We start from the raw sequence: 25,605 nt of genomic DNA on the forward strand, positions 1-25,605 counted from the left end.
CGGCAACCATGTGCGCCAACCGCACCGGCAGGGCGAGCTTGCGCATCGCTGCACCCGCGTCCGTCAGGCGCCCCATGTCGTCGATGGCATCCAGCGCGCGTAGTAGCCCCCTTGCCTCATTAAGGGCCGGAACAGGCGGCGGATCGAGAAAAGCGAGCCCTGCCGGATCGGCAACGCCGAAGGCAGCGCAATCGAGCAGCAGTCCGGACAGATCGGCCTCAAGGATTTCCGGCGGCGTGAAGGCGGGGAGTGCAGCCGTCTGCTCGGCCCGCCACAACCGGATGGCGACGCCTGGCTGCGTGCGCCCGGCACGGCCGGCGCGCTGGTCGGCGGAAGCCTTGCTGACGCGCACGGTCTCCAACCGGGTGAGGCCGCTGGCCGGCTCATAGCGCGGCAGCCGCGACAGGCCCGAATCGATGACGACGCGCACGCCGTCGATGGTGATCGAGGTTTCGGCGATCGAGGTGGCCAGCACCACCTTGCGGCGGCCGGCCGGCTGCGGCTTGATCGCCGCGTCCTGCGCCTTGCCGTCGAGCATGCCGTAGAGCGGGACGATGTCGGTATCGGTGCCGACCTTGCCGGCCAGCCGTTCGGCGGTGCGCTCGATCTCGCGCTGGCCGGGCAGGAAAGCAAGCACGCTGCCGCTTTCGTCGGCGAGGGCGGCGCGGATCGCCTTTGCCATGGCGTCCTCGATGGCGATGCCGGCCGGCCTTTCGTCATAGCGGATTTCGACGGGAAAGGCGCGGCCCTCGCTCTCGATCACCGGCGCGCCCGACATGAGTTTGGCGACACGCGCGCCGTCGAGCGTCGCCGACATCACTGCCAAGCGCAGATCCGGCCTGAGCGCCCCTTGCACGTCGAGCGCCAGCGCGAGACCGAAATCGCCGTCAAGCGAGCGCTCGTGGAATTCGTCGAAGATGACAGCCGAAACACCGGGCAGTTCGGGATCGTCGAGGATCATGCGCGCCAGCACGCCTTCGGTGACGACCACGATCCTGGTCTTTGCCGAAATGCGGTTTTCCATGCGCATGGCATAGCCGACGGTGGCGCCAGGTTCCTCACCAAGCAATTCAGCCATCCGGCGGGCGGCGGCGCGGGCGGCGAGCCGGCGCGGTTCAAGCAGGATGATCTTGCCGGCGCCGAGCCAAGGCGCGTCAAGCAGCGCCAGCGGCACCAGCGTCGTCTTGCCGGCGCCCGGCGGCGCCACCAGCACGGCGCTGTTGCCATGGCCCAGCGCTTCCCTCAGCGCCGGCAGCACGGCGGATACAGGAAGCTCCGGCAGGGGTTTTGTGGTCATGGCGCCCGCATATCAGCGGTTACGGCCAAGGCGCAACCAGAGTCGGTTTAAAGCCGGGTGCGCGAAAACGGGTTCCAGCGCACGGTGCCCAGCCGCGCTTCCTCACGAACCATGGTCAAAAGGCCGGCGCCGCCAACGACCGCCAGGCCAACCAGCGACAGCCCGTCCGGATATTCCTGGAAGAACAACGCGCCGAGGATCACCGCCCAGGCGATCTGCGAATAATGCGTCGGCGCGACGCGGTTGGCGGGCGCGTATTTCATGGCCAGCAGCTGCAGGAATTGTCCACCCGCGGTGAAGGCACCGGCCATTGCCAGCCACAGCAACTGCTTTCCGCTGGGAACAGTGAAGGCGGTGGCGGCGGCACCGATGCCGTTGAACAGCAGGCCGCAACCGACCAGCACGCCGAGCATGGTGGTGCGCTTTTCCTGCTGCGCCAGCGAGCGCATCAGGATGACGCTGGTGGCCGCGAGGAAAGCAACGCCGAAGGCGGCAAGATGGCCGAGATTGAGTTCGCGAAAGCCAGGCCGCACCACCAGCATGACGCCGGCGAAACCGGCGACCACCGCCAGCCAGCGCCAGGGGCCGACCTTCTCCTTGAGGATCACCGTGGAGAGAATGGTGACGCAGAGCGGCGCCAGGAAGATCAGCGCATAGGACTCGGCCAGAGGAATGGTGGTGAAGGCGTAGACGCTGAGCACGCCGGAAGCGATGCCCGCCCAGGCGCGCGCCTGCACCGCCCATGGTCTTTTGGTGCGCCAGAAATCGCGCCAGCGTTCGCCCGCAGGTCGCGTGAAGAATAGGAAGAAGCCCGCGAACAAAGTTATGAAAAAGCCGATCTCGAAGATCGTGAGTTGACCGCCCAGGCTTTTGACAACGGCATCGCTGCCCGAATAGCTTGCGTAGGCGATCAGGGCGAGCAGGATTCCGTTCGTCACGTTGTTCCAGTTCCGGGGAGAGAGTGATTTGAAAATCCTGGCGCTCGGTGCCCATCCGGACGACATCGAGATCTTCATGTTCGGTACGATGGCCGCCTATGCCGCGCAAGGCGCAGAGCTCACTTTTGCCATGGCCACGGATGGTGCCAGGGGCGGCACGAGTGATCCCGCTGTTCTCGCTCGTGTCCGTCGCGATGAAGCAACGGCCGCGGCTGCGCTGGTAGGCGCAATGCCACGCTTCCTCGACTTTCCGGACGGCGAGTTGGTGGCCGATGCAGCGCTGATCGGAGCTCTGAAAGCACTGATTGGTCAAACCGGCCCGGATCTGGTGATCACGCATGCGCCCAACGACTATCATGCCGACCATCGCGCGCTGTCGGACGGCGTGCGCATCGCGGCGTCTTTCGCCGTCCCGGTGCTGCATGCCGACACGATGGGCGGCACCGGTTTTTCGCCGACGCACTATGTCGACATTTCCGCCCATGCCGACGTCAAGGCCGAAGCGATCCGAATGCATCAGTCGCAGGATCCCGACCGCTTCGTCGACATCGCGCGGACACAGAACGCCTTTCGCGCCGGCCAGTGCAACGGCGCGCAAGGCTCCTCGGCCGAAGCCTTCCGCTTCGAACCGTCGTTCCCGTTTGCCGATATCCGTATGCTGCTGCCGCCGGCACCGCCGATCCGGAAGGTGATGGTGAGCACCAGAAGGGTCGGTTGAGAAGCCGAGGCGACCCCACGTCCTGGTCACAATCGGCCTGAACAGCTTCGGTAAGCCGACCAGCGAGCCGCGCTTCTCCAACGTTTTCAGACATCGCGATAAGCATGCTGCGGCGCAGCAACGAATTCGCTTGCTTTGTTTAGTAAAAATTGCATCACTAAACAAATTACTAAACATCCGCAGCGTAACCGCGCAGCCATGTTTGGCCCCCTGAGGAGAGGGGTTGAGGGCTTTTTGAAACCGTCATCCGGGCGCGTTTCGCAAATGGGAGGAAGTCATGAAATCGAGCTTGAAACTGGCGTTGGGACTGACCTCGGCGATCACAGCGTCGACAGCCGTCTCGAACGTCGCGCACGCTGAAGACCTGACGCTGTGCTGGGCCGCCTGGGACCCGGCCAACGCGCTTGTCGAACTGTCCAAGGATTTTACCAAGGAAACCGGCATCGGCATGAAATTCGAGTTCGTGCCATGGACCAACTATGCCGACCGTTTCCTCAACGAGCTGAACTCGCACGGCAAATTGTGCGACCTGATCATCGGCGACAGCCAGTGGATCGGCGGCGCTGCCGAGAACGGCCATTACGTCAAGCTGAACGACTTCTTCGACAAGGAGAAGATCAGCATGGACGATTTCGTGCCGGCAACCGTCGTCGGCTATTCGGAATGGCCGAAGAACACGCCGAACTACTGGGCGCTGCCGGCCATGGGCGACGTCGTCGGCTGGACCTATCGCAAGGACTGGTTCTCCAAGCCGGAACTGCAGAAGGAATTCAAGGAGAAGTACGGTTGGGATCTCGGCCCGCCGACCACTTTCGACCAGTTGAAGCAGGTCGCCGAGTTCTTCCAGAAGCGTGAGATCGACGGCAAGACCGTCTACGGCGCCTCGATCTACACCGAGCGCGGCTCTGAAGGCATCACCATGGGCGCCATGGACGTGCTCTACAGCTATGGCTTCCAGTACGAAAACCCCAAAAAGCCCTACGAGATGGAAGGCTTCGTCAACTCCGACAAGTCGGTGAAGGGGCTGGAGTTCTACAAGGCGCTCTATGATTGCTGCACGCCTCCGGGTGCCTCGAACAGCTATATGGGCGAAGGCGTCGATGCCTTCAAATCCGGCCAGGTGGCGATGCACATGAACTTCGCCTTCACGTGGCCGGGCCTGCAGAAGGACGAGAATGTCGGCGGCGACAAGATCGGCTACTTCGTCAACCCGAAGGGGCCTGACGGCGAGCAGTTCGCCCAGCTCGGCGGCCAGGGCATCTCCGTGGTGTCCTATTCCGACAAGCAGGAAGCGGCGCTGAAATACATCAAATGGTTCGCCAACAAGGACGTGCAGGCCAAATGGTGGTCGCTCGGCGGTTATTCCTGCCTCAACGCGGTGGTCAAGGATCCGGGCTTCCCGGCCAGCCAGCCCTACGCGCAGACCTTCCTCGACTCGATGGCCATCGTGAAGGACTTCTGGGCCGAGCCGAGCTACGCCCCGCTGCTGCAGGCCTCGCAGAAGCGTTTCCACGACTATGTCGTCGCCGGCCAAGGTTCGGCCAAGGATGCGCTGGACGGCCTGGTCAAGGACTGGACGCAGGTCTTCCAGGACGACGGTAAGATGTAACTGGGGCAAGATGTAACCCGGCTCCTCCCGAGCTCGACCCATGCGTCCCGTGCCGCCCTTGGCACGGGACGCAGTTCAGATAAATTCCATGACAGAGACGACCAAGTGACCGAAGCAGGACTCACCATGCTAAATCGGACCGCGGAGAACGTTGCCCGGGCGACGCCGGAACCGTTGGCCCGCAAGGTCCGGGGCATCAGCGACAAGGGCCTCGCCTGGCTGTTCATCTCGCCGACGATCCTGTTGCTGCTGGCCATCAACATCTTCCCGCTGTTCTGGGCGATCTATCTGTCGTTCACCAACTACCGCGCCAACCGCCCGAACGAGGTGGTGAAGAACCTCGGCTTTGCCAACTACCAGCGCATCCTCGGCGACAAGGATATCTGGATCGCCATGCAGACGACGGCGCATTTCGTGTTCTGGACCATCCTGCTGCAGACGCTGATCGGCTTCACCCTGGCCTGGCTGATCGACAGGAAGTTCCGCGGCCACGCCTTCTGGACGACGCTGATCCTGGTGCCCATGATGCTGTCGCCGGCGGTGGTCGGTAATTTCTGGCGCTTCCTCTACGAGCCGCAGATCGGCCTGTTCGCCTACGCGATTTCCTTCGTCACGAGGATTCCGCCGACCGATATCCAGATGCTCTCCAACGTGTCGCTGGCGCCCTGGTCGATCATCATCGTCGACACCTGGATGTGGACACCCTACGTGATGCTGATCTGCCTCGCGGGCCTACGCTCCATCCCCGAATACATCTACGAGGCGGCCGAGGTCGACCGCGCCTCCAACTGGCGGCAATTCTGGTCGATCACGCTGCCGATGGCGCTGCCCTTCATCATGCTGGCTGTGCTGTTTCGCGGCATCGAGAACTTCAAGATGTTCGACATGGTCAATCTGTTGACCGGCGGCGGGCCGGGCTCGACCACCGAGGTCGCCTCGATAACGCTGAAGCGGCAGGCTTTCGAAAGCTGGCGCACCGGCTATTCCTCGGCCTTCGCAATCATTCTTTTCGTGGCGGTGTTCGGCCTCGCCAACATCTACGTCAAGGCGCTCAACAAGGTGAAGCAGAGATGAGCCTGACCACAGCCCATTCGGTCGTCGCACCGAGCAGCAACTCGAAACGGATCGCCGGCACGATCATCGTACTTTACGCACTGATCTCGATCGTGCCGCTGCTGTGGATCTTCGCCACCAGCTTCAAAACGCCGCCGGATTCGATCGCCTATCCGCCCAAGATCCTGTTCCAGCCAAGCCTTGAGGGCTACTGCAATCTGTTCACGACGCGGACCCGGCAGACGCCGGAATACATCAACTCGCTGGGCCCGGCGACAGGCTTCTGCGACGAGACCACGCGCAAGCGCAACATGGTGATCGCCGGCCCGTCCAACTTCCTGCCGCGCTTCGTCAATTCGCTGATCATCGCCTTCGGCTCGACTTTCTGCGCCGTCTTCCTCGGCACGCTGTCGGCCTACGGCTTCTCACGCTTCAAGGTGCCGCTCGCCGACGACCTTTTGTTCTTCATCCTGTCGACGCGCTTCATGCCGCCGATCGCCGTCGCCATTCCGATCTATCTGATGTACCGCGAGCTTGGCCTGTCGGACACGGCGCTCGGCATGATCCTGCTCTACACGGCGGTCAATGTTTCGCTGGCGGTGTGGCTGCTGAAAGGCTTCATCGACGAAATCCCGCGCGAGTACGAAGAGGCGGCGATGATCGACGGCTATACACGGCTGCAGGCCTTCTGGCGCACCGTGCTGCCGCAAGCGACGACCGGCATTGCAGCGACCGCGATCTTCTGCCTGATCTTCGCCTGGAACGAGTATGCGTTCGCGGCACTCCTGACCTCGGGCACCGCGCAGACCGCGCCGCCCTTCATCCCAACCATCATCGGCGAAGGCGGCCAGGACTGGCCGGCGGTCGCGGCCGGCACGACGATCTTCCTGGTGCCGATCCTGGTCTTCACCATTCTGCTCCGCAAGCAATTGCTGCGCGGCATCACCTTCGGCGCGGTGCGCAAATGAGCATGACCAAGCCTCAGAAACGCAAGTCGCGCTGGCCGGTCTGGGCCAGGCGCGGGCTGATGGAAAACATCGCCACGGCGCTGATCGCCATCGGCTTCCTGATGCTGTTCCAGCCCTTCGCGCTGTCGCTCTACACCTACTCCTTCATCACCATGCTCGCCGGCACCGTGATGTTCATCATCGTCTCGAAATTCCCGGAATAATCATGGCCGAAATCCGCGTCCAGCACCTGAGAAAGGCCTTCGGCGATTTCGTTGCCGTGCAGGATTCCAACTTCGTCGTCGAGGATGGCGAGTTCTTCGTCATGCTCGGGCCGTCGGGCTGTGGCAAGACGACGACCTTGCGCATGATCGCCGGGCTCGAACTGCCGACCGGCGGCCAGATCCTGCTCGGCGGCGACGACGTCACCATGCTGCGGGCACGCGAGCGCGACATCGCCTTCGTCTTCCAGCTGTTCGCGCTCTATCCGCACATGAACGTGCGCAAGAACATCGGCTTCCCGCTGTTGGCGCAAGGCATGCCTTCGGCCGAGATCCGCACCCGTGTCGAGGAAACAGCAAAACTGCTGCGCATCGATCACCTGCTCAACAAATCCGTCTCCGGACTTGCCGGTGGTGACCGCCAGCGGGTCGCGCTCGGCCGCGCCATCGTGCGGCGGCCAAAATGCTTCCTGATGGATGAGCCGCTCGGCACGCTCGACACCGAATTCCGCGATTTGATGGTCCATGAACTGCGCGAACTGCACAACCGCATCCGTGCCACGACGGTCTATGTCACGCACGACCAGATGGAAGCGATGTCGATGGCCGACAAGATCGCCGTGATGAACCATGGCGTCATCGAACAGTTCGGAAGCCCACGCGAAATCTACGACCGCCCGGCAACCATGTTCGTCGCCGACTTCATTGGCTCGCCGCCGATGAACTTTTTGGGATTTGGCGGCGGGGTCGCCAAGGGCGCCAGGGAGATCATCGTGCAAGGTGCGAAGGTCGCGGTGCCGGAGGTACGAGAGGACATCGCACCCAGCGACATGGCCCTTGGCATCCGCCCGGAGCACATACGCTTCGACGACGCCTCCAAGCTGCGCGGCGCCATCTACGGCACCGAATATCTCGGCACCACGCAGATCGTCGCGGTCGAAACGGCGGACGGTATCATCAAGGCACGCGTGCCGGCCGAAATCCGGCTGTCCACCGGCGACCATGTCGGCCTGACGCTGAGCAGCGCGCGGCTGTCGCTGTTCGAGAAGGGATCGGGCCGCGCAGTGAGAACCGCGATCCACGATGTCGCCTCGGAGCGGAGGACCCAGCATGGCTGAGGTGCACATCAAGAACGCGACCAAGAGTTTCGGCGATCATGCCGCCGTCAACGGCCTCGACCTGCACATAGCAGATGGCGAATTCGTCGTGCTGCTCGGGCCGACCGGGGCCGGTAAGACAACGACGCTGCGGCTCATCGCCGGGTTGGAACGGCCGGATACCGGCACGATCGAGATCGGTGGACACAACGCCACGACGCTGTCGCCGGCCGAGCGTGACACCGCCTTCGTCTTCCAGCAGTATTCGCTCTATCCGCATCTGTCGGTATTCGACAACCTCGCCTTCCCGCTGCGCTCGCCGGCGCGGAAAATGCCGGAGGACCAGATCCGCCGCCGGGTCGAGGAGGTGGCGAAGATGGTGCGCATCCATCACAAGCTCGCCAATCGCTCGACCAAGCTTTCGGGCGGCGAAATGCAGCGCGTTGCCATCGGTCGCGCGCTGGTGCGCAAGCCTTCGATCTATCTGATGGACGAGCCGCTGTCGTCGCTCGATGCCAAGCTGCGCGGCGATCTCAGGCTCGAGCTGAAGCGCATCCAGACCGAACTCGGCGCCACCATGCTTTATGTCACGCATGATCAGATCGAGGCGATGACGATGGCAGACCGCATCGGCATCCTCACCGAGGGCGTGCTGGTGCAGATCGGTTCGCCGCGCACCATCTATTCCGAGCCGGCAAACCTTCATGTCGCGGCAAGGCTCGGCCAACCGGCGATCAATCTTCTGCCGACCGGACTGCTGCCTGATGCCGGCGCGCCAGCCGGGACCAAGACGATCGGCGCGCGCACCGAACATCTTTCGATCGCGAAGGCTGCGAATGGTCATGCCGACGGCGTCGTCGACTGGGTCGAGCATCTCGGTGATCAGAACCATTTGCATGTGACGGTGGGGACCAAGAAACTGGTGACGCTGACCGATCCCGACACGGATCTGGCGCAGGGCGACAAAGTGGTGATCCGCTACCGGGCGCCGCTGTATTTCGGCGCCGATGGACAGCGATTGATGTGAGCGGTTTTCGGTGATTCAGCACCGGTTTTGACTTTGCCAGTATGGGACGAATTCGATGAAGCACTTTTTCAATCGCAGGGAAACGATCGTCACCGAGGCGCTCGACGGCCTGTTGCGGACCATCGGATCAGGCGATCTCGCGCGCCTCGACGGCTATCCCGAGATCAAGGTCATCCTGCGCGCCGACTGGGACAAGACGAAAGTCAGTGTCGTCTCCGGCGGCGGGGCCGGGCACGAGCCGTCCCATGCCGGCTTCGTCGGCAAAGGCATGCTGACGGCGGCGGTCTCAGGCGAGATCTTTGCCTCGCCGAGCGTCGAAGCCGTGCTGGCCGCCATTCGCGCAGTCACCGGCCCGGCCGGCTGTCTGTTGATCGTCAAGAACTACACCGGCGACCGCCTCAATTTCGGTCTGGCGGCCGAGAAGGCGCGCGCCGAAGGGTTTCGTGTCGAGATGGTGATCGTCGCCGACGACATCGCGCTGCCCGACATTGCCCAGCCACGCGGCGTTGCCGGCACCTTGTTCGTGCACAAGATCGCAGGCCATCTGTCGGATGCCGGCCATGATCTGGCATTCGTCGCAACGGCCGCTCGCGCGGCGGCGAAGGATATCGTTTCGCTCGGCATGTCGCTGTCGTCCTGCTCGATCCCCGGCCAGCCGCACGAAGACAGGTTTGGCGAGAATGACGGTGAGCTCGGCCTCGGCATTCATGGCGAGCCGGGCGTCGAGCGGATTGCGGTGCAGAGCGCCGACAGGCTGGTGGCGATCATGGCGGGGCGCCTCGCGGCACGGCTTGATCCCAAGGCCACCTACGCCTTGCTGATCAACAATCTCGGCTCCGTGCCGCCGCTCGAAATGTCTGTCGTCGCCAATGCGGTGCTTGCATCGCCGCTGGCCAAAACCATCAAGCTGACGATCGGCCCGGGCCCGCTGATGACGGCGCTCAACATGAACGGCTTCTCGCTGTCGCTGATCCGGCTGGATGCGGCGCGCGAAACCGCCTTGCAGGCGCCGGTCGGTCCGCACGCCTGGATGCCGGCAAAGCCGGTTGTTTCACCTGCCGTCGTGCCGATGGCGAAAGCGGCCGGACAGAGCGCGGCACGCAAGCCCAGCCAGGATGCGCGCACGAAGCGTCTAGTCGTCACGGTCTGCGAACGGCTGATCGCGCTCGAAGCGACTTTGAACGGATTGGACGCCAAAACAGGCGACGGCGACACCGGTTCGACGGTGGCGACCGGCGCGCGCAGTGTTCTCGAGCGGCTTGATACACTACCGCTTGCCGAGCCTGCAGCCACCCTTGGCGCGATAGGTGACATACTGAGCGCGTCGATGGGCGGCTCCAGCGGCGTGCTGCTGTCGATCTTCTTCACCGCCGCGGCGCAAGCTCTGGACAGCGGCGCGAACCTGGCCAAGGCGCTGCTTGCCGGCCTCGAGCGAATGACTTTCTATGGCGGCGCAAGGATGGGTGACCGCACCATGGTCGATGCCTTGGAGCCAGCGCTCAAAGCGCTCGATGCCAAGAGCGTGGACGAAGCGGCTGTGGCGGCCCGACGTGGCGCCGAGGCCACCGCTGCCATGGACAGGGCAAAATCCGGGCGGTCCGCCTATGTCGGCAGCAAGCTGCAAGGCGTGGCCGACCCCGGCGCCTATGCAGTGGCCGAGGTTTTCGCGGCGGCGGCCGCGCTGCATGAAGCAGCCTGATTCATGCTCCAGTTGTCGAATGAGCGTTCTTTCGATACTGCGGGCGGCATGGAAACCGGAAATGCGGGTGACATGGCGGCGTTGAACCTTGCCAGGCTGATCGCGGCCGCTGCGGATACCATTGCCGCTCACGCCGAGGAGTTGACGGCGCTCGACCAGGCGATCGGCGACGGCGACCACGGGCTGAACATGAAGCGCGGCTTCGAGGCCGTGCGCGCGGAAGCCGAAGCATTTTCGGCCAAACCGCTGCCCGATGCCTTGAAGGCGATCGGCACCAAGCTGGTGATGACGGTCGGCGGCGCCTCCGGCCCGCTATTCGGCACCCTTTTCCTGGCACTCGGCAAGGAGATTTCAGCGGCGCCTGATCGCGCCAATCTGACGGCGGCGTTCGGCAAGGCGATCGAAGCGGTGGCAGCACGGGGCAAGTCGCAGGTTGGACAAAAAACCATGCTCGACGTGCTGCAGCCGGTGCATGACGCGTTGCTGCAGGGAAAGACGGCGCCGGAAATCGCAGGTATCGCCGATGCGGCCGCCGAGGCGACCGTGCCGATGAAGGCCCGGCGCGGCCGTGCGTCGTTCCTTGGCGACCGGTCGATCGGCCACATGGATGCCGGTGCACGCTCGACCGCGCTTCTGGTGTGCACGATCGTCGAAACGCTGGAAGGTCAGCCATGAGCAATGTCGGCATCGTCATCGTTTCGCATTCGCCGCTGGTTGCCGAGGGCACGGCCGACATGGTGCGGCAGATGGTGGGCGACGAAGTGCCGCTTGCATGGTGCGGCGGAAACGGCCATGGCGGGCTCGGCACCAATGTCGAGGCGATCATGGGCGCCATCGACAAGGCCTGGTCGGAAGCCGGTGTCGCCATTCTGGTCGATCTCGGCGGTGCCGAGACCAACTCGGAAATGGCGGTGGAGATGATCGGCGAGCCACGCTCGCACAAGATCATCGTCTGCAACGCGCCGATCGTCGAAGGCGCGGTGATGGCGGCGACCGAGGCCTCCGGCGGCGCCTCGCTCCGGGAAGTGGTGGCGACGGCACATGAATTGTCGCCGTCGTGAGTGAACGGGAAGTTTGAAGACATGTCCGCATCCGCCGAAGCGACCGTTGTGATCACCCACGAGGTGGGCCTGCACGCGCGTCCTTCGGTGAAGTTCACCAAGCTGGCCAAGAGCTTTGCCGCCGAGGTGGAAATCGCGCTTGCCGCCAACGGCCCCTGGTTCGACGCCAAGAGCATCGTCAAGGTGATGGCGACCAAGGCGCCGAAGGGTACGCTGTTGCACATCAGGGCCAGCGGAGACGGCGCCAATGATGCCGTCGACGCGCTGGTCGAACTGGTGCGGCGCGATTTCGACGAAGGCGCGGACCATGCCCGAACCGCTTAGGATTAAAGGCATTTCGGCCTCGGCCGGTTATGCCGAAGGGCCGCTGTTCGACCTCGACCAGACTGTCGGCTCCTATGTCGGCAAAGAAACAGCCGACGATGAGAAGGCCGCGCTCGAAACCGCAATCGGCATTGCCACGGGCCGTCTCACTGCAATGATCGGGATGGCCGAGGGCGATGCCGCCGACATTCTCGAGTTTCAGATCGCCATGCTGCAAGACGATGCGCTGAGCAGCCCGGCCTTTACCGCGATCCGCTCCGGCCTGCCAGCGGACAAAGCATGGCGGCAAGCGCTTGATACTGAGACTGCCGGCTACGATGCTTCGGACCAGGATTATTTCCGCGCGCGCGCCGCCGACATCCGCGATATCAGGGACCAGGTGCTGCGGGCTCTGTCGGAGGTTGGCAACGTCGAGCCGCCCGCCGGCGCCATCCTCTATGGCGAGGATATCGCGCCGACGCGTTTTCTCGAAACCGACTGGAGCAGCGGCGGCGGCATCGCGCTGAGGGCGGGCAGCACGGCCAGCCATGTCGCCATGCTGGCGCGCTCGCGCGGCGTACCCATGATCGTCGGTCTCGGTGCTTCGCCGGCTCATCTCGCCGGCATCGCCCTGCTCGACGCCGAACATGGCGGCATCGTGGTGTCGCCCTCCAGGACCGAAATCGCCGCTTTTCGGCAATCCTCCTCATCATTCCGGGCGCGCCGCGATCGGGCCGGGACCTTCCTGGCGCGACCGGCGGTGACCAAGGCCGGCACGGCGGTGCGGATGCAGGTCAACATCGCCGACCCGTCCGAGGTCGACGGCATCGATATCGCCACCTGCGACGGGGTCGGGCTGATGCGCACCGAATTCCTGTTCGGCAAGACGCTGCCGGACGAGGGGACACAGTATCGCGCCTATCGCAAGGTGCTGGAATGGGCTGGTGAAAAACCGGTGACGATCCGCACCGTCGATGCCGGCGGCGACAAGCCGGTGCCCGGCTTCACCATCGAGGAGAGCAATCCGTTCCTCGGCCTGCGCGGAATCAGGCTGTCGCTGGCAAGGCCGGAGGTGTTTCGTGTACAGATCCGGGCACTGCTGCGCGCCGCGGTGCACGGCAATCTGAAAGTGATGTTTCCGATGATCGCCATTGTGGAGGAATACCGACAGGCAGCGGCGATGTTCGCCGAGGAGCAGACCGCACTTGCCGCGCGCGGCATCGCGAGCAAGATGCCGCCGCTCGGCATCATGGTCGAGGTGCCGTCGGTGGCGATCCTGCCGGAAGCCTTTGCTGATGCCGCCTTCTTCTCGATCGGCTCCAACGACCTCACCCAGTATGTCATGGCGGCTGCCCGCGATAACGCTGCCGTGGCACATCTCAATTCGGTCCGTCATCCGGCCGTGCTACGGCTGATCGCTGCCGTGACCGCGTTTGGCCAGCGGGAAAAAATCCCGGTCAGCCTGTGCGGCGATGCAGGCGGCGATCCCGCCTCGATCCCGTCACTGCTCAAGGCCGGCCTGCGCGATCTTTCCGTCCCTCCGGCGCAACTCGCCATGGCCAAGGCGGCCATCGCGGACGTTTCTGTCTAGGCGCGGCCGGCATGGTCGACAGGGCATCCGAACCCGGTTCCGAAGAGGCGATCCGCGCCTACAAGACGATCCTGTCGCAGGTCATCGACCAGCGCCCATCCGGCATGCGCCAGCGCCTGGCCGATGCGCTCGGCAAACACCGAAGCTTCGTCACCCAGATTTCCAGTCCTGCCTATTCGATCCCGATTCCGTCAAAACATTTGCCGGCTATATTTTCGGTGTGCCATTTCAGCCCGGCCGAGCGCGACCAGTTTCTCGCCGCCTACCATCAGGCGCATCCGGGAAAAATGTCGATCGCATCAGGCATGCGCAAGACGCGGCATGTCTCGCTGATCGTGCCGGATTTCGGCGACGACAAGCAGAACGCCGCGCTCGATAAGGCGGTGAACGATTTTATCCAGAAGATCACCAGCATCACCGGCAAGGGTGGCTGATCGAACTCTTTGTTTTACACAATTCCGGACGGAAAACCGCGACACACTTTCCCTGGAATTGCTTTGGAAGGCCTATTTCGGGAGGAGACGGCCGTGAAGAAGTTTATCAATTCGGTGGACACGGTGCTGACCGAAAGCCTCGACGGCTTCGTCGCCGCCCATGCCGACATCCTTGTGCTCGGCGACGAGCACAAATTTGTCCGCCGCAAGACCTTGCGGCCGGGCAAGGTGGCGTTGATCTCCGGCGGAGGCTCCGGCCACGAGCCGCTGCATGGCGGCTTTGTCGGGCACGGTATGCTCGACGCCGCCTGCCCCGGCCAGGTGTTCACCTCGCCGACGCCGGACCAGATGCTAGCGGCGGCGGAGGCCGTCGACACCGGCGGCGGTTGCCTGTTCATCGTCAAGAACTATGAGGGCGACGTCATGAACTTCGACATGGCGGCCGAGATGTCTGAAGGCGTCCAGCAGATCGTGACCAATGACGATGTCGCCGTCGAGAATTCTTCCTATACGACGGGCCGGCGCGGCGTCGCCGGCACGCTGGTGGTGGAAAAGATCGTCGGAGCCGCTGCCGAACATGGCTTGGCACTGGCGCCGCTGAAGGCGCTGGGCGACGGCGTCAACGCTGCTACCCGCTCGATGGGCGTGGCGCTGACCAGCTGCACCGTACCGGCGGCGGGCAGGCCGACTTTCGACATCGGCGACGGCGATATGGAGTTCGGCGTCGGCATCCATGGCGAACCCGGTCGTCGGCGCGACACGTTGAAAAGCGCCGATGCGATCGCGCAGGAGATCTGTGCCGAAATCCTGGGCGATCTCGGCGACCGGGCGAAGGGTCCGGCGCTGCTGTTCGTCAACGGCTTCGGCGGCACGCCGCTGATGGAGCTCTATCTGATGTACAACAGCGCGCGCGCGATCTTCGAAAAACACGGCGTGACGGTGACCCGTTCGCTGGTAGGCTCCTACGTCACCTCGCTCGACATGGCCGGCTGCTCGATCACGCTGACCATGCTCGACCACGAGACGACCGCATTCTGGGACGCGCCGGTGCACACAGCAGCGCTGCGCTGGGGCATGTAAAGCTGGCTTCCACCCTGCTTTTCTGCAACATCTTTCCCTTTAATCGCAACATTGTCCGGGTTGATGCTGCCACCGCTTACCCCTGCCGAAGAAAAGCTGCTGCTGCGCTACGCAGATCCGGAAGCGCCGACTGTCGACGTCGATAATTTGCCGGCAAAGACGCTGATGTCGCTGCTCGACAACGCCGAATTCCATGGCGTCCTGCCGATCATGCTGCGCAAGCTCAGCGGCGACGCGCAACTGCCATCGGATCAGGAGCTGGGAGACAAATTGGAGGACCTGCGCCAGAAGGCAACGATCGCCACCGGCCAGTCGATGCTGTTGAAGTATCATGGCGACCGCATCATGAAGGGACTGGCGGCGGACAATATTCCGGCGCGGATCGTCAAGGGGCCGGTCTTCGCGCGAAAGCTCTACCGCAACGTCGCCGACAGGCCGTTCACCGACATCGACATCCTGGTCGAACCCGCCAATCTGGCCAAGGCAAATCGGGTGATCGCGGCATGCGGCTTCGAGCTTGGCAGCAACGAGGCCGAGTCCTACGAATTGCAGGAATTCAAATGGCTCGAAAAGGAGAATTCCAGCCTGCTGGTCGAACTGCATGGCGACCTCGTGCATGACACCGGCATGCGGCGGCGCCTGTCGCTGGGTTTCCCTGAATTGCGCGCCATCGACGGCGACGCGACAGACACACCGGCGGCTCTTCTGACAATCGCCATCGTGCACGCCGCCGGCGGCCACAAATTCCACCGGCTGCAGCTTTGCGTCGACGTGCTGCAAGGCGTGCGGGCGCTGCAATCACCCGAAGCGGAAGCACGCCTCTTCGACGCTGCCCGTACCACCGGCATCGAGCTCGAGTTGGCAATCGTGCTCGATGTGACCGGCCAGTTGTTCGACGAAAGCCGAGCGCTCGACCTCGCCGGCCAGATCAAGCCCGATCTCTCCATACGGCTGGCCAGACGGTTGATCACCACGAATACGCTGCTCGGCGTCAATTCCAGGGATAAGCTTGGTTCGCGCCTACGCCGCGACGCCTTCCGCTGGATCCAACGGCTGGCCAGGGCCAGAGCAATTCCAGGAAAAGTGTGAGACGTTCTCTCCCGGAAAAGCGTCGCGCCATCACCTCAGGTCGGAAAGTGATGGCGCTCTTGGCTTGACCGCTCTGAGTCTTTAGCCTGCGTCGGGAAGCACACGACGAAGGATTGAGGAATTTGGCCGATCTCAATACCCACATTGCGAATGCTGCGCGTGATCGGAGTTCCCCGCGAGTCGTCGCGGTCCTTACAACACGGAACGAAGAACGGTTCGTTGCCGGATGTCTCGAGAACCTCTTTCGTCAAGGCGTACAGGTCTACATCTGCGACAATCAGTCGACGGACCGAACGCTTGAGATTGCCCAGCGCTACGGCGGAGCCGGATTGATAGGATTCGAAACCATCCCGCATAACGGCTGGTATTGCTGGGAGCACCTTCTTCGTCGCAAAGAGGAACTGTTTCGGTCGCTCGAAGCAGACTGGTTCATGCATGTTGACGCTGACGAGATCCACCTCCCGCCGACTTCGTACTCATCGTTGGTCTCCGCCATTGCGGCAGCCGACGCACTCGGCTTCAATGCAATCGAATCTTCCGAGTTTACGTTCATTCCTACCAGGGAAGCTCCCGATCACGACAATCCCGATTATCAACACACGCTGCGCACCTACTACCCGTTCCGGCCGACCTCTCCACACTGCGTCCGTGCCTACAAGAAACAGGACGGCCCCATGGAGATTGCGTGGTCAGGCGGCCATCTCGTACGGTTCGCGGGTCCGGTGAGGCTTTACTCCGAGCGTTTTCGCATGAAGCACTATCTGTTCCTTAGCGCAGAGCACGCCGCATGCAAGTATGCTGGCCGCCGGTTTCTGAGCGAAGAGGTCATTGGTCGTGGCTGGCACGGATGGCGACCCCGCTTGCGATCAGAGGATATTCTGCTGCCGGACGCCAGCCAGGTGCGCGCCAGCGCGACGGACGACGATCTGGACGAGGCCAATCCATGGTCGGCACACTGGCTTGAGCGGTACGCCTCGTGAATGAGGTACACCTCCCCCGCGTCCTGGCGATCGCGGATCGACCCGGCTGGGCGATTGATCGCAAGACCCAAAATCTCAGGCGCGTGCTGGAAAGAAGGTTCGAGATCGTCCAACGATTTCAACATGATGTGACTGAGTCGGACGTGAACACGGCGGACATCGTGCTCATCTTCTATTGGCTCCAGATCTCGAAGCTGCCCCTGCCGGAATCGGCCCTCGCCGGGCGGTCTGACAGGCTGCTCATCGGGATCTGCAGCCACAGAGAGCTGGAGGGCGAATTCCGCGAGCCCGGGCTCGCCGCCCTGCACCGGCTGGCGCGCGCTGTCTTTGTCAACAATCGGCAGCTCGAGCACGAATACGGTCCTCTACTGCGTGTTCCGGTCCACTACACGCCCAATGGAGTCGACACGACGTTCTTTTGTCCCGCACAAGAGCCACAACCCGGTTCTGGCGAGCTCCGTGTCGGATGGGCGGGAAGTCTCGGCAACCATGGTCCAGCACATCGCGGCTTCCACGACGTCATCGAGCCCGCGGTAGCGGCCGTGCCGGGCGCGCGCCTACTGACGGCGATTCGCGAGCAACGCTGGCGTAGCCATGACGAGATGCCCGACTTCTATCGGGATCTCGACGTTTATGTCTGCGCCAGCCTCAGCGAAGGCACTCCCAATCCTTGCTTGGAGGCGGCGGCGTGCGGTGTCCCTTTGGTGACCACCCGTGTGGGAAACATGCCCGAGCTGATTCGGGATGGCGACAACGGGCTGTTCTTCGATGGAACTGCGGAGGGGCTTGCGAACAAGCTAGCCTTGTTGCGGGACACGCCATCGCTCCGGTCGAGGATGGCCGCCCGCATGATCGAGACGATCCAAGAGTGGGATTGGGGCGTGCAGGCGGAGAACTACGCGCGCATGTTTGCCTCGTTGCTTACTGCGGGCGGAGCTGTCGGGCCCATGAGATGAGCGGCTTCGGGTGTGCCCTGCCAAACCTGACCTTTGTAGCGCCATTCGAGTTTTCCCGGACCCTTGCTCTTCCGTACCTCGCGCAGCAAGGATAACGAGGCGGCGCTGCGCTTAAATCGTTGTTTTTGCGCAAAACTGCGAAGTAGAAGCACTCCGAAACACGCTATCCCCACGCCCTTGGGAACAAGGAATAGCGGCCCCACGTTGCCTGGGGTATTCAGTCCCGCGTCGTCAGAGCGGCGCTGATCAGTGCCGCAGCGTCAGCCGGGCGCGCGCCCACCTCCAACCGGAAGGTCGGCACCGCATTGACCACCCCGGCGATGGTCGCCAGCCGGCGTTTCTGCATCGGCAGCAGCCCGGTCATACCGGTGCGGACGTTGTCCACCGCCAGTGCCACCATTGCGTCAGTGCCGGCCATGGCGACGAGCCGGCTCTGGCTTCCGGCGGAACGCGCCAGGTGCAGAAGGGCCGCCACCGGCCGGGCGGATGCGTTTTCCACCCGCACGATCGCTGCCAGCCTTTCAAGCGAGACGGGCTGTTCGCCGTTGCGATCCCAGGTCTGGCCAAGGCATGGCGCAACCTGCGGGATCATTTCGGCAGTCTTTCGGTGGATCTTGACGGCGCGCGGCAGACCCCAGGCTACGACCTTGCCCGAAGTGGCATTCACGATCATGGCGTCGTCGGAGCAGAGGCCAAAGCCCTGAGTTGCCAGCGCGAGCGACGTTGTGGTCTTGCCGGTGCCGCTCGGAGCATGGATCAGCACCACCGCATCGCTGTCCGGCAACGTCAAGCCGGCAGTGTGCAGCATATGCTGGCCACCGGCGTCGAGCGCGGCGTCGAGCACCAGCATTGCCGGTGTCCACGCGGCTTTCGCGCCAGGGCGGATCCGGAGTTCGGCCCATCCCGCCACGCCATTGATGGCAACGGTCTGACGCCCGGGAAAGACCAGATGGATGATACCACCATCCTCGAACATCCGGCAGGGACCATCCTCCGGCACCTCGCCATCGAAGACGAGGGATCCGTTGGGTGCCTCGTCCAAGGTGTCTGTCTCGGCGATCTCGAGACGAAAGTCCGGCTCGACGGGTTCCGCGATACGCAGGCTGCCCAGCATCCGGTCGAAATCCTGCCACAGCTCTGGGCGCTCGGCCGATATGCCAAGGATCAGGCCGTCGAGGCCATAGCAGGCTGAAGGTCTGGTCAAGCGGGACGCGCCTTTACGGCATCGGCATGATGACGATAGATTTCGACCATGCCGGGAAGCTTGTCGCTGACCACCGGCCTGCCATCGAGGCAGACCCAGCAATGCGCTGCCAGGCGCTGCGCTTGCATCGACTGCGGATCGACGCCGAAGCGCAGGTCCGGATCGAAGCCGGCCAGGCGCAGGAAACGATGACCTAGCAGACCCTCCCTCAGGCACCTGCGGTCACGCATCAGCCAGGGACGGCGGACGGCGCGGTTGACGCTGGCGACTATGTAGGCGGACGGCAGACCGCGATAGGGCGTCGACGAGGCGAGCGGCGCCCATTTGAGCACCTCCTCGAAGCTCCGGTTGGTGACAAGGACCGGCATCAGTCGCGCGCTTGCCCAGAGATGGCAGCGAAACAGAGCGCGCAGGAGCGGGCCGTCAGCCATCAAGCACCTGGCGCGGCGAGGATACCTTCAGAGATCAGATCCGTGGCCAGTGCCGCCATGTCCTGATCGAGCGTCCCCTTGTCAACCTCGAACTCCTCGCAAAGCAGGTCGACGATCTCGTCGAGGTTGCGCGCGCCGTCCACCTTGTCGAGAAAGGCTTCGGTCGTGCCGTTGCATGTATAAAGCTGGCCGCTGCGCGCCAAAAGCACGACTGCGCCATCGCCCACATGCTGCACCGAGGCATCCTCGGCCAGCCGCAGAACGGTTCCAGAGACTATTTCCACCACGCCCCTCCAAGCCACGCTCATCCCGGAAATCAGATAGCGCGGAGGTGGAGCGCTGTCTATCAGCCGATCATGGGAGCCCAGTGCACGGACCAACGGCTTTGCTGACGGATTCTCCGCGCCAGTCGCGTTAGAACCTGCTCGGTTGCGTCTTCCCGGCCGCACTCGTCCCAGAAATAGTTATCGATGAAACGTGACAAGCAGCGGGCCTGCCGGCAGCGGACGTTGCATTTCTTCCCCTAAGTAAGGTAAAACCTGTCCGGGTGTTGGGGAGATTGCGTATGCGTTACAATTGGGAGCGGGCTCCGACGAGCTTCGAACGTCACAGAAAAGCGCTGGCTACAGCCATTTTGATCGCTGGCGGCATTGGCCTCATGCTTGTGGCCCTGCCGATCTAGAAACAACCTTCAGACAGAGCGGCTGCCGGCGCCTGGGCGTGACCTCTCAGCGTGGCTGCCCGGTCACCGCGAGGAAGCGGCGATCGCGCCCCTCGAAACCCTGGCTGAAACGCTGCACCAGCACAACGATCACCGCCGGCTTGCCGGCCGGGGTGAGTTCGTAGGATTCCGACAGGCTGTAGGAGGTCGGGCAGTTTCTTGAGCCCGGCACGGTCTTGTCCTCGTGCAGGATCTTGATCGGCTTGCCGTCCTGGCCATGCAGCGTCAGCCGGAAGCCGAGCGCCTTGCCTGCCTTTTCACCTTGAAGTGCCTGGTCACGCTGCTGTGTCGTTGCGAAACTCGCCGAACAATCGCTCGTGCTGGCCGCCAGGATTTCGTCGAGCTGGATGGTCGAAATGCCTGTTTCGCCATGGAGCGGCGACAGCCATTTCTGCGACACCTGCTCGAGGCGAGAAATATCGTTGTAGGCAACCGTTTCGCCCGGAAACGTGAACTTGTCGGAAGCCGCCTGCTCGGCTGGGAATGTGATGGCATATTGGGCGAGAATGGGCGCCGCCTGAGCGGCGGCCTGCGCCCTCGCCTGCTCCAGCGTCAGTGTCGCCTCCTCCGTCTCGTCGACGACGAGGATCGGCTTACCGCCAACGAGCTGATCCGTGCGGGTATCGATGATGTCTATCTGCGACCAGCCAGAGTCCGAGGCGCCGGCGTCGAGCGTTCCATATTGCTCGAAGGCGAAATAAGCGCCATCCGGCGAAAAGCCGATGATGTGCCGTGCCGCGGCATCGCCAGCCTGAGCGATTCCAGCGGAGATCGCGAGCACGACACCCATGACCAATGGGAGCGCAAGGCGCCCGATGATCCGCACAGCAGCAAACATCCCCACTCCAATCTCGTATCGCAATTTCATAGCTGCTTGCCCCCAAGCGCCAGGTCGATATCGGCCGTACAATGGCGTGCATTTGCGGCCAAGGGTAGAGCGCGCTATCTGGAGGGAAGAAAATCATTCCTGGGGAGGTATGGATGGCTTCACGCTATCACGAGGTCTATGAAGGCTGGAAACGCGACCCGGAACGCTTCTGGGCGGACGCAGCCGGCGCCATCGACTGGTATTCGCCCTGGAACAAGGTGTTCGACGCCACGGCTGGCGTCTATGGCCGCTGGTTCACCGGCGCCACCTGCAACACCTGCTACAACGCCATCGACCGCCATGTCGCCGGCGGGCGCGCCGACCAGATCGCACTGATCCATGACAGCGCGATCACGGGAACGATCAGGAAGTTCACCTATGCCGAGTTGAAGCGCGAGGTGGTTGCACTCACCTCGGTGCTGAAGAACCGTGGTATTCGCAAGGGTGACCGCGTCATCATCTACATGCCGATGGTGGCCGAGGCGGCCATCGCCATGCTCGCCTGTGCCCGCATCGGCGCCGTGCATTCGGTGGTCTTCGGCGGCTTTGCCTCGCATGAGCTTGCCACCCGCATCGACGATGCCAGGCCGAAGCTGATCATTTCGGCATCCTGCGGCCTGGAGCCGGGCCGCGTCGTTGCCTACAAGCCGTTGCTCGACAAGGCGATCGAGATCTCCCGCCACAAGCCGGACGCCTGCCTGATCCTGCAGCGCGACCAGTTGCGCTGCGAGTTGAAGGAGCATTTCGACATCGACTACGCCGATGCCGTCGCTCGCGAACGGGCAGCGGGCGCCAATGTCGATTGCGTGCCGGTGCTGGCCACCGATCCGCTCTACATCATCTACACATCGGGCACGACCGGCCAGCCCAAGGGCATCGTGCGCGACAATGGCGGCCATATGGTCGCGCTGAAATGGACGATGGAAAACGAGTTCGGCGTCAAGCCGGGCGAGGTGTTCTGGGCGGCGTCCGATGTCGGCTGGGTGGTCGGCCATTCCTACATCGTCTACGGACCGCTGCTGCATGGCTGCACCAGCATCCTGTTCGAAGGCAAGCCTGTCGGCACGCCCGATGCCGGCACCTACTGGCGGGTGATAGCGGAGCATGGTGTCGTAGCCCTTTTCACCGCACCGACCGCGTTCCGCGCCATCAAGGGGCAGGACCCGAAGGGCGAGTTCATTGCTAAATACGACCTCTCGAGGTTCCGCACGCTGTTTCTTGCCGGCGAGCGCGCCGACCCGGAAACCATCAAATGGGCGGAGCAGAAGCTGAATGTGCCTGTGGTCGACCATTGGTGGCAGACCGAGACCGGCTCGCCGATGACGATCAATCCCGCCGGCCTTGGCCTGCTGCCGGTGAAATACGGCTCGCCCGGCGTGCCGATGCCCGGCTACGACATCCGCGTGCTCGACGATGGTGGCCATGAGGTGCAGCGGGGCACGCTGGGCAATGTGGTGATCAAACTGCCGCTGCCGGCCGGCTGCCTGCCGACGCTGTGGAATGCCGATCAACGGTTCCGCCAAGCCTATCTCGACGAGTTCCCCGGCTTCTACAAGACGGCGGATGCCGGCATGGTCGACGAGGACGGCTATCTCTACGTCATGGCTCGCACCGATGACATCATCAACGTCGCCGGCCACCGGCTGTCGACCGGCGCCATGGAAGAGGTGCTTTCGGCCCATCCCGATGTCGCCGAATGCGCGGTGATCGGCATTGCCGACGCCATGAAGGGCCAAGTTCCGCTGGGCTTCGTGGTGTTGAATGCGGGTGTGACGCGTGACGTCGGCCTGATCGAGAATGAAGTGGTCGGCCTTGTGCGCGAACGCATCGGCCCGGTTGCCGCCTTCAAGACGGTGGTGACGATCAAGCGCCTGCCCAAGACGCGTTCGGGCAAGATCCTGCGCGGCACCATGCAGAAGATCGCCGACAAGGAAGAATGGACCATGCCGGCGACGATCGACGATCCGGTCATCCTCGACGAGATCACCAAGGCCCTGAAGGAACGCGGAATCGGACTTTGAGCCACTGAAGGGTGGGCCGCGGACGACCTTTTCGATCGGCAAGCAATACTTTTATTGTGCGACGCAGCAATGCACCCTAAAGTCGTTCGCGGGGGGACATCGACAAAGGTCGCATGGCTCAGCAGAAGATTACATTTGGTGGCGTAGACATCCTGCGCTTTCTCGCCGCCGTCATGGTCATGGTCTACCACTATGGCTTCTGGGTGTGGGCGTATCCGGACGGTGTTTCGGCGCGCGCCACGGGCGGCGTTCCCCCGCAGCCGGCAATAGGCGCCTGGGTCGAATCCGGCTGGGTCGGCGTCCAGATCTTCTTCGTCATCAGCGGTTTCGTCATCGCCTTCAGCGCCGAAAGGTCGACACCCCTGCAGTTTTTCGAAGCAAGGGTGAAACGGCTGGCGCCGGCGGTCTGGATCTGCGCACCGGTCACCGCGCTGGTGCTGCTGCTTGTCGGGCTCAGTTGGCCGACCGATGCCGTCATCAGGCTCCTACGCACCGGCCTGTTCGTTCCGTACGCGCCTTGGGTGGACAGCGTCTACTGGACGCTGGGCATCGAGATCGCCTTCTATGCCATCGTCTGGATCCTGCTCAGCTTTGGCCGCTTCCATCTGATGGAGATTGTGGCCGTCGCCATCGGCTTGGTCAGCACGCTGTTCTGGTGCCTCTACTACCCGCTCGGCTGGGCCGATCTTGCCGAAACACGCACACTCGACCTGCTGCTGGTGCATCACGGCGTTTTCTTCGCCACCGGCGTCATGCTGTGGCGGATGCGCATCAAGGCGGTGACAGGCGCCCGACTTGCCTTCTGCGCCCTGTTCCTGGCCGGTGGTGTGCTGCAGATCGCCAGTTCAGTCGACGTTCATATCCTGAAGGTCGGGCGGGATATGCCGTTCGCGCCGCCGATCCTCATCTTCCTCATCGGCATCGCGCTGATGGCATGGTCGCTGCGGCTCGACCTCTCCTGGAGCGGCTGGCGCCGGATCGGGCTGCTGACCTACCCGCTCTACCTGCTGCACGATGTCGTCGGCGCGGCCCTGCTCGGCATCCTGGTTCGCGCCGGTCTGCCACATCTGTTCTCGATGGCGGTCGTCGGCGCGACGATGATCGCGGCAAGCTGGCTGGTGGCGATCGAGGCCGAACCACGCATCCGGCTGCTGCTCGACCACACCGTTTTCCGTTATCGGCTCAAGGCAGCCTGACGACGATCCGGCAGACCGGGCCGGCCGCCGACCTAAAGCATGTCGCGCCTGAGCGATTCAGGCCCGCTTCAGGCCTTTGTTTCCACAGATCGTTTTCCCAAGACCAAGCTCATTTCTGAGCGACATGCATTGCGGTCCCGACCCGGCGGGGCTGCATTTTCCACGATTGCGGAATTCTCCGTTTCGGGCATGATAACAGGCACTTATGCCTTCCGTATGAGAGCTTGCCTCGAGACGCCCTGCACGTGAACCTGTTCCAGCGAAAACCCCGCATCGCGGCGCGTGCGCGCCTCGATATCGACATGCAGGACGCCGTCGTCTATGCGATCGGTGACGTGCATGGCTGCTACAAGGAACTCCGTGCCCTGGAGCAGAAGATCCTGCTCGATTCGCTTCGCTTCCAGAGCCGCAAGATCATCGTCATGCTTGGCGACTACATCGACCGGGGGCTTCAGTCGGCGCGGGTGCTGGATCACCTCCTGGCGCCGCCGCCGAAAGGGTTTCAGCGCATTTGTCTTGCCGGCAACCACGAAGTGGCGATGCTGAACTATCTCGACGGAAATCTGTCCCGCGAGCCCTGGCTGGCGACGGGCGGCCTGCAAACCCTGTTTTCCTATGGCATCGATCCGGCGCGCCTCGCCAGCCTCTACGGGAGCAGCGCGCAGATCGACCGACGCATAAGGGAGATCATTCCAGATGATCACGTCAGCTTCCTGCGCGGGCTGCCGATCATGGTCCGTTCGCGGAAGTTCGTGTTCGTCCACGCCGGCATCAGGCCCGGCGTCGACCTTGCGGCGCAAACCGACCACGACCTGGCCAACATCCGTTCGGACTTCTTCGAGGCAACGCACCTGCTCGACCGCTGGGTGGTGCACGGGCATACTCCGGTGGACGTCCCGAAGCTCGAAGGGCGCCGGCTCGGCATCGACACAGCCGCCTTCCAGAGCGGACGCCTGACCGCCGTCAGGATCGCCGACAAGCAAGGCAGGCTGATCTTCTCCTGACGCGCATCGATATTCAGGTGTGCTGACCTGAAGATCGATACACTTCAGAGAGGGTCCACT

Annotated in this window: 26 protein-coding genes; 20 read left to right on the top strand and 6 right to left on the bottom strand. The window is 63.2% G+C overall.

The genetic code is table 11. The features are described 5' to 3' along the window. Together hrpB and EOB59_RS02345 are read right to left on the bottom strand one after the other, a co-directional pair. Positions 1 to 1,297 (bottom strand): ATP-dependent helicase HrpB (gene hrpB, locus EOB59_RS35865; RefSeq protein ID WP_245486503.1); only part of this gene is annotated, 1,297 nt, incomplete at its 3' end. 47 nt (positions 1,298 to 1,344) lie between these two features. Further along, the gene (locus EOB59_RS02345) at positions 1,345 to 2,235 is read right to left on the bottom strand and encodes a DMT family transporter (RefSeq protein ID WP_127397038.1); all 891 of its coding nucleotides are present in this window, start codon (positions 2,233 to 2,235) and stop codon (positions 1,345 to 1,347) included. A 28-nt stretch (positions 2,236 to 2,263) separates the two neighbouring features. Here EOB59_RS02345 and EOB59_RS02350 point away from each other — a divergent pair, with 28 nt between their 5' ends. From EOB59_RS02350 to EOB59_RS02430, 17 genes are all read left to right on the top strand, one after another. After that, on the top strand, positions 2,264 to 2,953 hold the full coding sequence (locus tag EOB59_RS02350) for a PIG-L deacetylase family protein (RefSeq protein WP_127273168.1): 690 nt from the start codon (positions 2,264 to 2,266) through the stop codon (positions 2,951 to 2,953). A 277-nt stretch (positions 2,954 to 3,230) separates the two neighbouring features. After that, positions 3,231 to 4,562 (top strand): ABC transporter substrate-binding protein, encoded by a 1,332-nt coding sequence (locus EOB59_RS02355; protein ID WP_027039732.1) that lies wholly within the window; start codon positions 3,231 to 3,233, stop codon positions 4,560 to 4,562. A 126-nt stretch (positions 4,563 to 4,688) separates the two neighbouring features. Continuing rightward, on the top strand, positions 4,689 to 5,636 hold the full coding sequence (locus tag EOB59_RS02360; RefSeq protein ID WP_032901495.1) for a sugar ABC transporter permease: 948 nt from the start codon (positions 4,689 to 4,691) through the stop codon (positions 5,634 to 5,636). Continuing rightward, positions 5,633 to 6,583, top strand: coding sequence for a carbohydrate ABC transporter permease (locus EOB59_RS02365; protein ID WP_013528079.1), 951 nt, complete (start codon positions 5,633 to 5,635; stop codon positions 6,581 to 6,583). Before EOB59_RS02360 ends, EOB59_RS02365 begins: the two co-directional genes overlap by 4 nt. Further along, positions 6,580 to 6,786 (top strand): hypothetical protein, encoded by a 207-nt coding sequence (locus EOB59_RS02370; RefSeq protein ID WP_127320730.1) that lies wholly within the window; start codon positions 6,580 to 6,582, stop codon positions 6,784 to 6,786. The genes EOB59_RS02365 and EOB59_RS02370 overlap by 4 nt, the downstream gene beginning before the upstream one ends. 2 nt (positions 6,787 to 6,788) lie before the next feature. Then, on the top strand, positions 6,789 to 7,901 hold the full coding sequence (locus EOB59_RS02375) for an ABC transporter ATP-binding protein (protein WP_127398595.1): 1,113 nt from the start codon (positions 6,789 to 6,791) through the stop codon (positions 7,899 to 7,901). Then, positions 7,894 to 8,907, top strand: coding sequence for an ABC transporter ATP-binding protein (locus tag EOB59_RS02380; RefSeq protein WP_127398593.1), 1,014 nt, complete (start codon positions 7,894 to 7,896; stop codon positions 8,905 to 8,907). The genes EOB59_RS02375 and EOB59_RS02380 overlap by 8 nt, the downstream gene beginning before the upstream one ends. Before the next feature lie 55 nt (positions 8,908 to 8,962). Next, positions 8,963 to 10,606 (top strand): dihydroxyacetone kinase subunit DhaK, encoded by a 1,644-nt coding sequence (locus tag EOB59_RS02385; RefSeq protein ID WP_128287559.1) that lies wholly within the window; start codon positions 8,963 to 8,965, stop codon positions 10,604 to 10,606. A gap of 72 nt (positions 10,607 to 10,678) precedes the next feature. Next, entirely contained in the window at positions 10,679 to 11,281 is a 603-nt protein-coding gene (gene dhaL / locus EOB59_RS02390; protein WP_128287610.1) for a dihydroxyacetone kinase subunit DhaL, read from the top strand. After that, entirely contained in the window at positions 11,278 to 11,667 is a 390-nt protein-coding gene (dhaM, locus tag EOB59_RS02395; RefSeq protein WP_013528085.1) for a dihydroxyacetone kinase phosphoryl donor subunit DhaM, read from the top strand. Before dhaL ends, dhaM begins: the two co-directional genes overlap by 4 nt. A 21-nt stretch (positions 11,668 to 11,688) precedes the next feature. After that, positions 11,689 to 11,991 (top strand): HPr family phosphocarrier protein, encoded by a 303-nt coding sequence (locus EOB59_RS02400; protein WP_127271907.1) that lies wholly within the window; start codon positions 11,689 to 11,691, stop codon positions 11,989 to 11,991. Then, entirely contained in the window at positions 11,975 to 13,561 is a 1,587-nt protein-coding gene (gene ptsP / locus EOB59_RS02405; RefSeq protein ID WP_128287560.1) for a phosphoenolpyruvate--protein phosphotransferase, read from the top strand. The genes EOB59_RS02400 and ptsP overlap by 17 nt, the downstream gene beginning before the upstream one ends. Positions 13,562 to 13,572: 11 nt before the next feature. Then, complete coding sequence (locus tag EOB59_RS02410; protein WP_127271698.1) at positions 13,573 to 13,995, top strand: hypothetical protein; 423 nt, start codon at positions 13,573 to 13,575, stop codon at positions 13,993 to 13,995. A 93-nt stretch (positions 13,996 to 14,088) separates the two neighbouring features. Continuing rightward, on the top strand, positions 14,089 to 15,075 hold the full coding sequence (gene dhaK / locus EOB59_RS02415) for a dihydroxyacetone kinase subunit DhaK (RefSeq protein WP_128287561.1): 987 nt from the start codon (positions 14,089 to 14,091) through the stop codon (positions 15,073 to 15,075). A gap of 63 nt (positions 15,076 to 15,138) precedes the next feature. Continuing rightward, positions 15,139 to 16,164, top strand: a complete 1,026-nt coding sequence (locus EOB59_RS02420; RefSeq protein WP_127808132.1) for a nucleotidyltransferase family protein — start codon at positions 15,139 to 15,141, stop codon at positions 16,162 to 16,164. A gap of 122 nt (positions 16,165 to 16,286) precedes the next feature. Beyond that, positions 16,287 to 17,144 carry a glycosyltransferase family 2 protein gene (locus tag EOB59_RS02425; protein WP_245486504.1) on the top strand — a complete coding sequence of 286 codons (858 nt, stop codon included), beginning with the start codon at positions 16,287 to 16,289 and terminating at the stop codon, positions 17,142 to 17,144. Continuing rightward, entirely contained in the window at positions 17,141 to 18,100 is a 960-nt protein-coding gene (locus EOB59_RS02430) for a glycosyltransferase family 4 protein (protein WP_127808134.1), read from the top strand. The genes EOB59_RS02425 and EOB59_RS02430 overlap by 4 nt, the downstream gene beginning before the upstream one ends. A 217-nt stretch (positions 18,101 to 18,317) precedes the next feature. Here EOB59_RS02430 and EOB59_RS02435 read toward each other — a convergent pair whose 3' ends face one another. The 4 genes from EOB59_RS02435 to EOB59_RS02450 form a co-directional block, all read right to left on the bottom strand. Beyond that, positions 18,318 to 19,214: a serine kinase gene (locus EOB59_RS02435; RefSeq protein WP_245481812.1), complete on the bottom strand. Its 897-nt coding sequence runs from the start codon at positions 19,212 to 19,214 to the stop codon at positions 18,318 to 18,320. An 86-nt stretch (positions 19,215 to 19,300) separates the two neighbouring features. Next, complete coding sequence (locus tag EOB59_RS02440; RefSeq protein WP_127808136.1) at positions 19,301 to 19,735, bottom strand: lasso peptide biosynthesis B2 protein; 435 nt, start codon at positions 19,733 to 19,735, stop codon at positions 19,301 to 19,303. Beyond that, positions 19,735 to 20,022: a PqqD family protein gene (locus EOB59_RS02445; RefSeq protein WP_164895558.1), complete on the bottom strand. Its 288-nt coding sequence runs from the start codon at positions 20,020 to 20,022 to the stop codon at positions 19,735 to 19,737. The genes EOB59_RS02440 and EOB59_RS02445 overlap by 1 nt, the downstream gene beginning before the upstream one ends. A 441-nt stretch (positions 20,023 to 20,463) precedes the next feature. Continuing rightward, positions 20,464 to 21,294: a DUF2259 domain-containing protein gene (locus tag EOB59_RS02450; RefSeq protein ID WP_245481813.1), complete on the bottom strand. Its 831-nt coding sequence runs from the start codon at positions 21,292 to 21,294 to the stop codon at positions 20,464 to 20,466. A 143-nt stretch (positions 21,295 to 21,437) separates the two neighbouring features. On the opposite strand from EOB59_RS02450, the gene EOB59_RS02455 reads away from it, so the two are divergent. The 3 genes from EOB59_RS02455 (at position 21,438) to EOB59_RS02465 (ending at position 25,545) form a co-directional block, all read left to right on the top strand. Further along, positions 21,438 to 23,345 (top strand): propionyl-CoA synthetase, encoded by a 1,908-nt coding sequence (locus EOB59_RS02455; protein WP_128287564.1) that lies wholly within the window; start codon positions 21,438 to 21,440, stop codon positions 23,343 to 23,345. 113 nt (positions 23,346 to 23,458) lie between these two features. Then, positions 23,459 to 24,541, top strand: coding sequence for an acyltransferase (locus EOB59_RS02460; protein WP_128287565.1), 1,083 nt, complete (start codon positions 23,459 to 23,461; stop codon positions 24,539 to 24,541). A 245-nt stretch (positions 24,542 to 24,786) separates the two neighbouring features. Then, entirely contained in the window at positions 24,787 to 25,545 is a 759-nt protein-coding gene (locus EOB59_RS02465; protein WP_127395428.1) for a metallophosphoesterase family protein, read from the top strand. Positions 25,546 to 25,605: the final 60 nt, after the last annotated feature.

The sequence above is a fragment of the Mesorhizobium sp. M7A.F.Ca.MR.176.00.0.0 genome (assembly GCF_004023165.1).
In the GTDB taxonomy this organism is placed as follows: domain Bacteria; phylum Pseudomonadota; class Alphaproteobacteria; order Rhizobiales; family Rhizobiaceae; genus Mesorhizobium.

What these genes read in the sequence shown, in the direction of transcription:
- EOB59_RS02355 (WP_027039732.1), top strand. Translation starts at nt 3,231, where the DNA reads ATGAAATCGAGCTTGAAACTGGCGTTGGGACTGACCTCGGCGATCACA.
- EOB59_RS02360 (WP_032901495.1), top strand. Translation starts at nt 4,689, where the DNA reads ATGCTAAATCGGACCGCGGAGAACGTTGCCCGGGCGACGCCGGAACCG.
- EOB59_RS02365 (WP_013528079.1), top strand. Translation starts at nt 5,633, where the DNA reads ATGAGCCTGACCACAGCCCATTCGGTCGTCGCACCGAGCAGCAACTCG.
- EOB59_RS02370 (WP_127320730.1), top strand. Translation starts at nt 6,580, where the DNA reads ATGAGCATGACCAAGCCTCAGAAACGCAAGTCGCGCTGGCCGGTCTGG.
- EOB59_RS02375 (WP_127398595.1), top strand. Translation starts at nt 6,789, where the DNA reads ATGGCCGAAATCCGCGTCCAGCACCTGAGAAAGGCCTTCGGCGATTTC.
- EOB59_RS02380 (WP_127398593.1), top strand. Translation starts at nt 7,894, where the DNA reads ATGGCTGAGGTGCACATCAAGAACGCGACCAAGAGTTTCGGCGATCAT.
- EOB59_RS02385 (WP_128287559.1), top strand. Translation starts at nt 8,963, where the DNA reads ATGAAGCACTTTTTCAATCGCAGGGAAACGATCGTCACCGAGGCGCTC.
- dhaL (WP_128287610.1), top strand. Translation starts at nt 10,679, where the DNA reads ATGGCGGCGTTGAACCTTGCCAGGCTGATCGCGGCCGCTGCGGATACC.
- dhaM (WP_013528085.1), top strand. Translation starts at nt 11,278, where the DNA reads ATGAGCAATGTCGGCATCGTCATCGTTTCGCATTCGCCGCTGGTTGCC.
- EOB59_RS02400 (WP_127271907.1), top strand. Translation starts at nt 11,689, where the DNA reads ATGTCCGCATCCGCCGAAGCGACCGTTGTGATCACCCACGAGGTGGGC.
- ptsP (WP_128287560.1), top strand. Translation starts at nt 11,975, where the DNA reads ATGCCCGAACCGCTTAGGATTAAAGGCATTTCGGCCTCGGCCGGTTAT.
- EOB59_RS02410 (WP_127271698.1), top strand. Translation starts at nt 13,573, where the DNA reads ATGGTCGACAGGGCATCCGAACCCGGTTCCGAAGAGGCGATCCGCGCC.
- EOB59_RS02420 (WP_127808132.1), top strand. Translation starts at nt 15,139, where the DNA reads ATGCTGCCACCGCTTACCCCTGCCGAAGAAAAGCTGCTGCTGCGCTAC.
- EOB59_RS02435 (WP_245481812.1), bottom strand. Translation starts at nt 19,214, where the DNA reads ATGCTGGGCAGCCTGCGTATCGCGGAACCCGTCGAGCCGGACTTTCGT.
- EOB59_RS02440 (WP_127808136.1), bottom strand. Translation starts at nt 19,735, where the DNA reads ATGGCTGACGGCCCGCTCCTGCGCGCTCTGTTTCGCTGCCATCTCTGG.
- EOB59_RS02450 (WP_245481813.1), bottom strand. Translation starts at nt 21,294, where the DNA reads ATGTTTGCTGCTGTGCGGATCATCGGGCGCCTTGCGCTCCCATTGGTC.
- EOB59_RS02455 (WP_128287564.1), top strand. Translation starts at nt 21,438, where the DNA reads ATGGCTTCACGCTATCACGAGGTCTATGAAGGCTGGAAACGCGACCCG.
- EOB59_RS02460 (WP_128287565.1), top strand. Translation starts at nt 23,459, where the DNA reads ATGGCTCAGCAGAAGATTACATTTGGTGGCGTAGACATCCTGCGCTTT.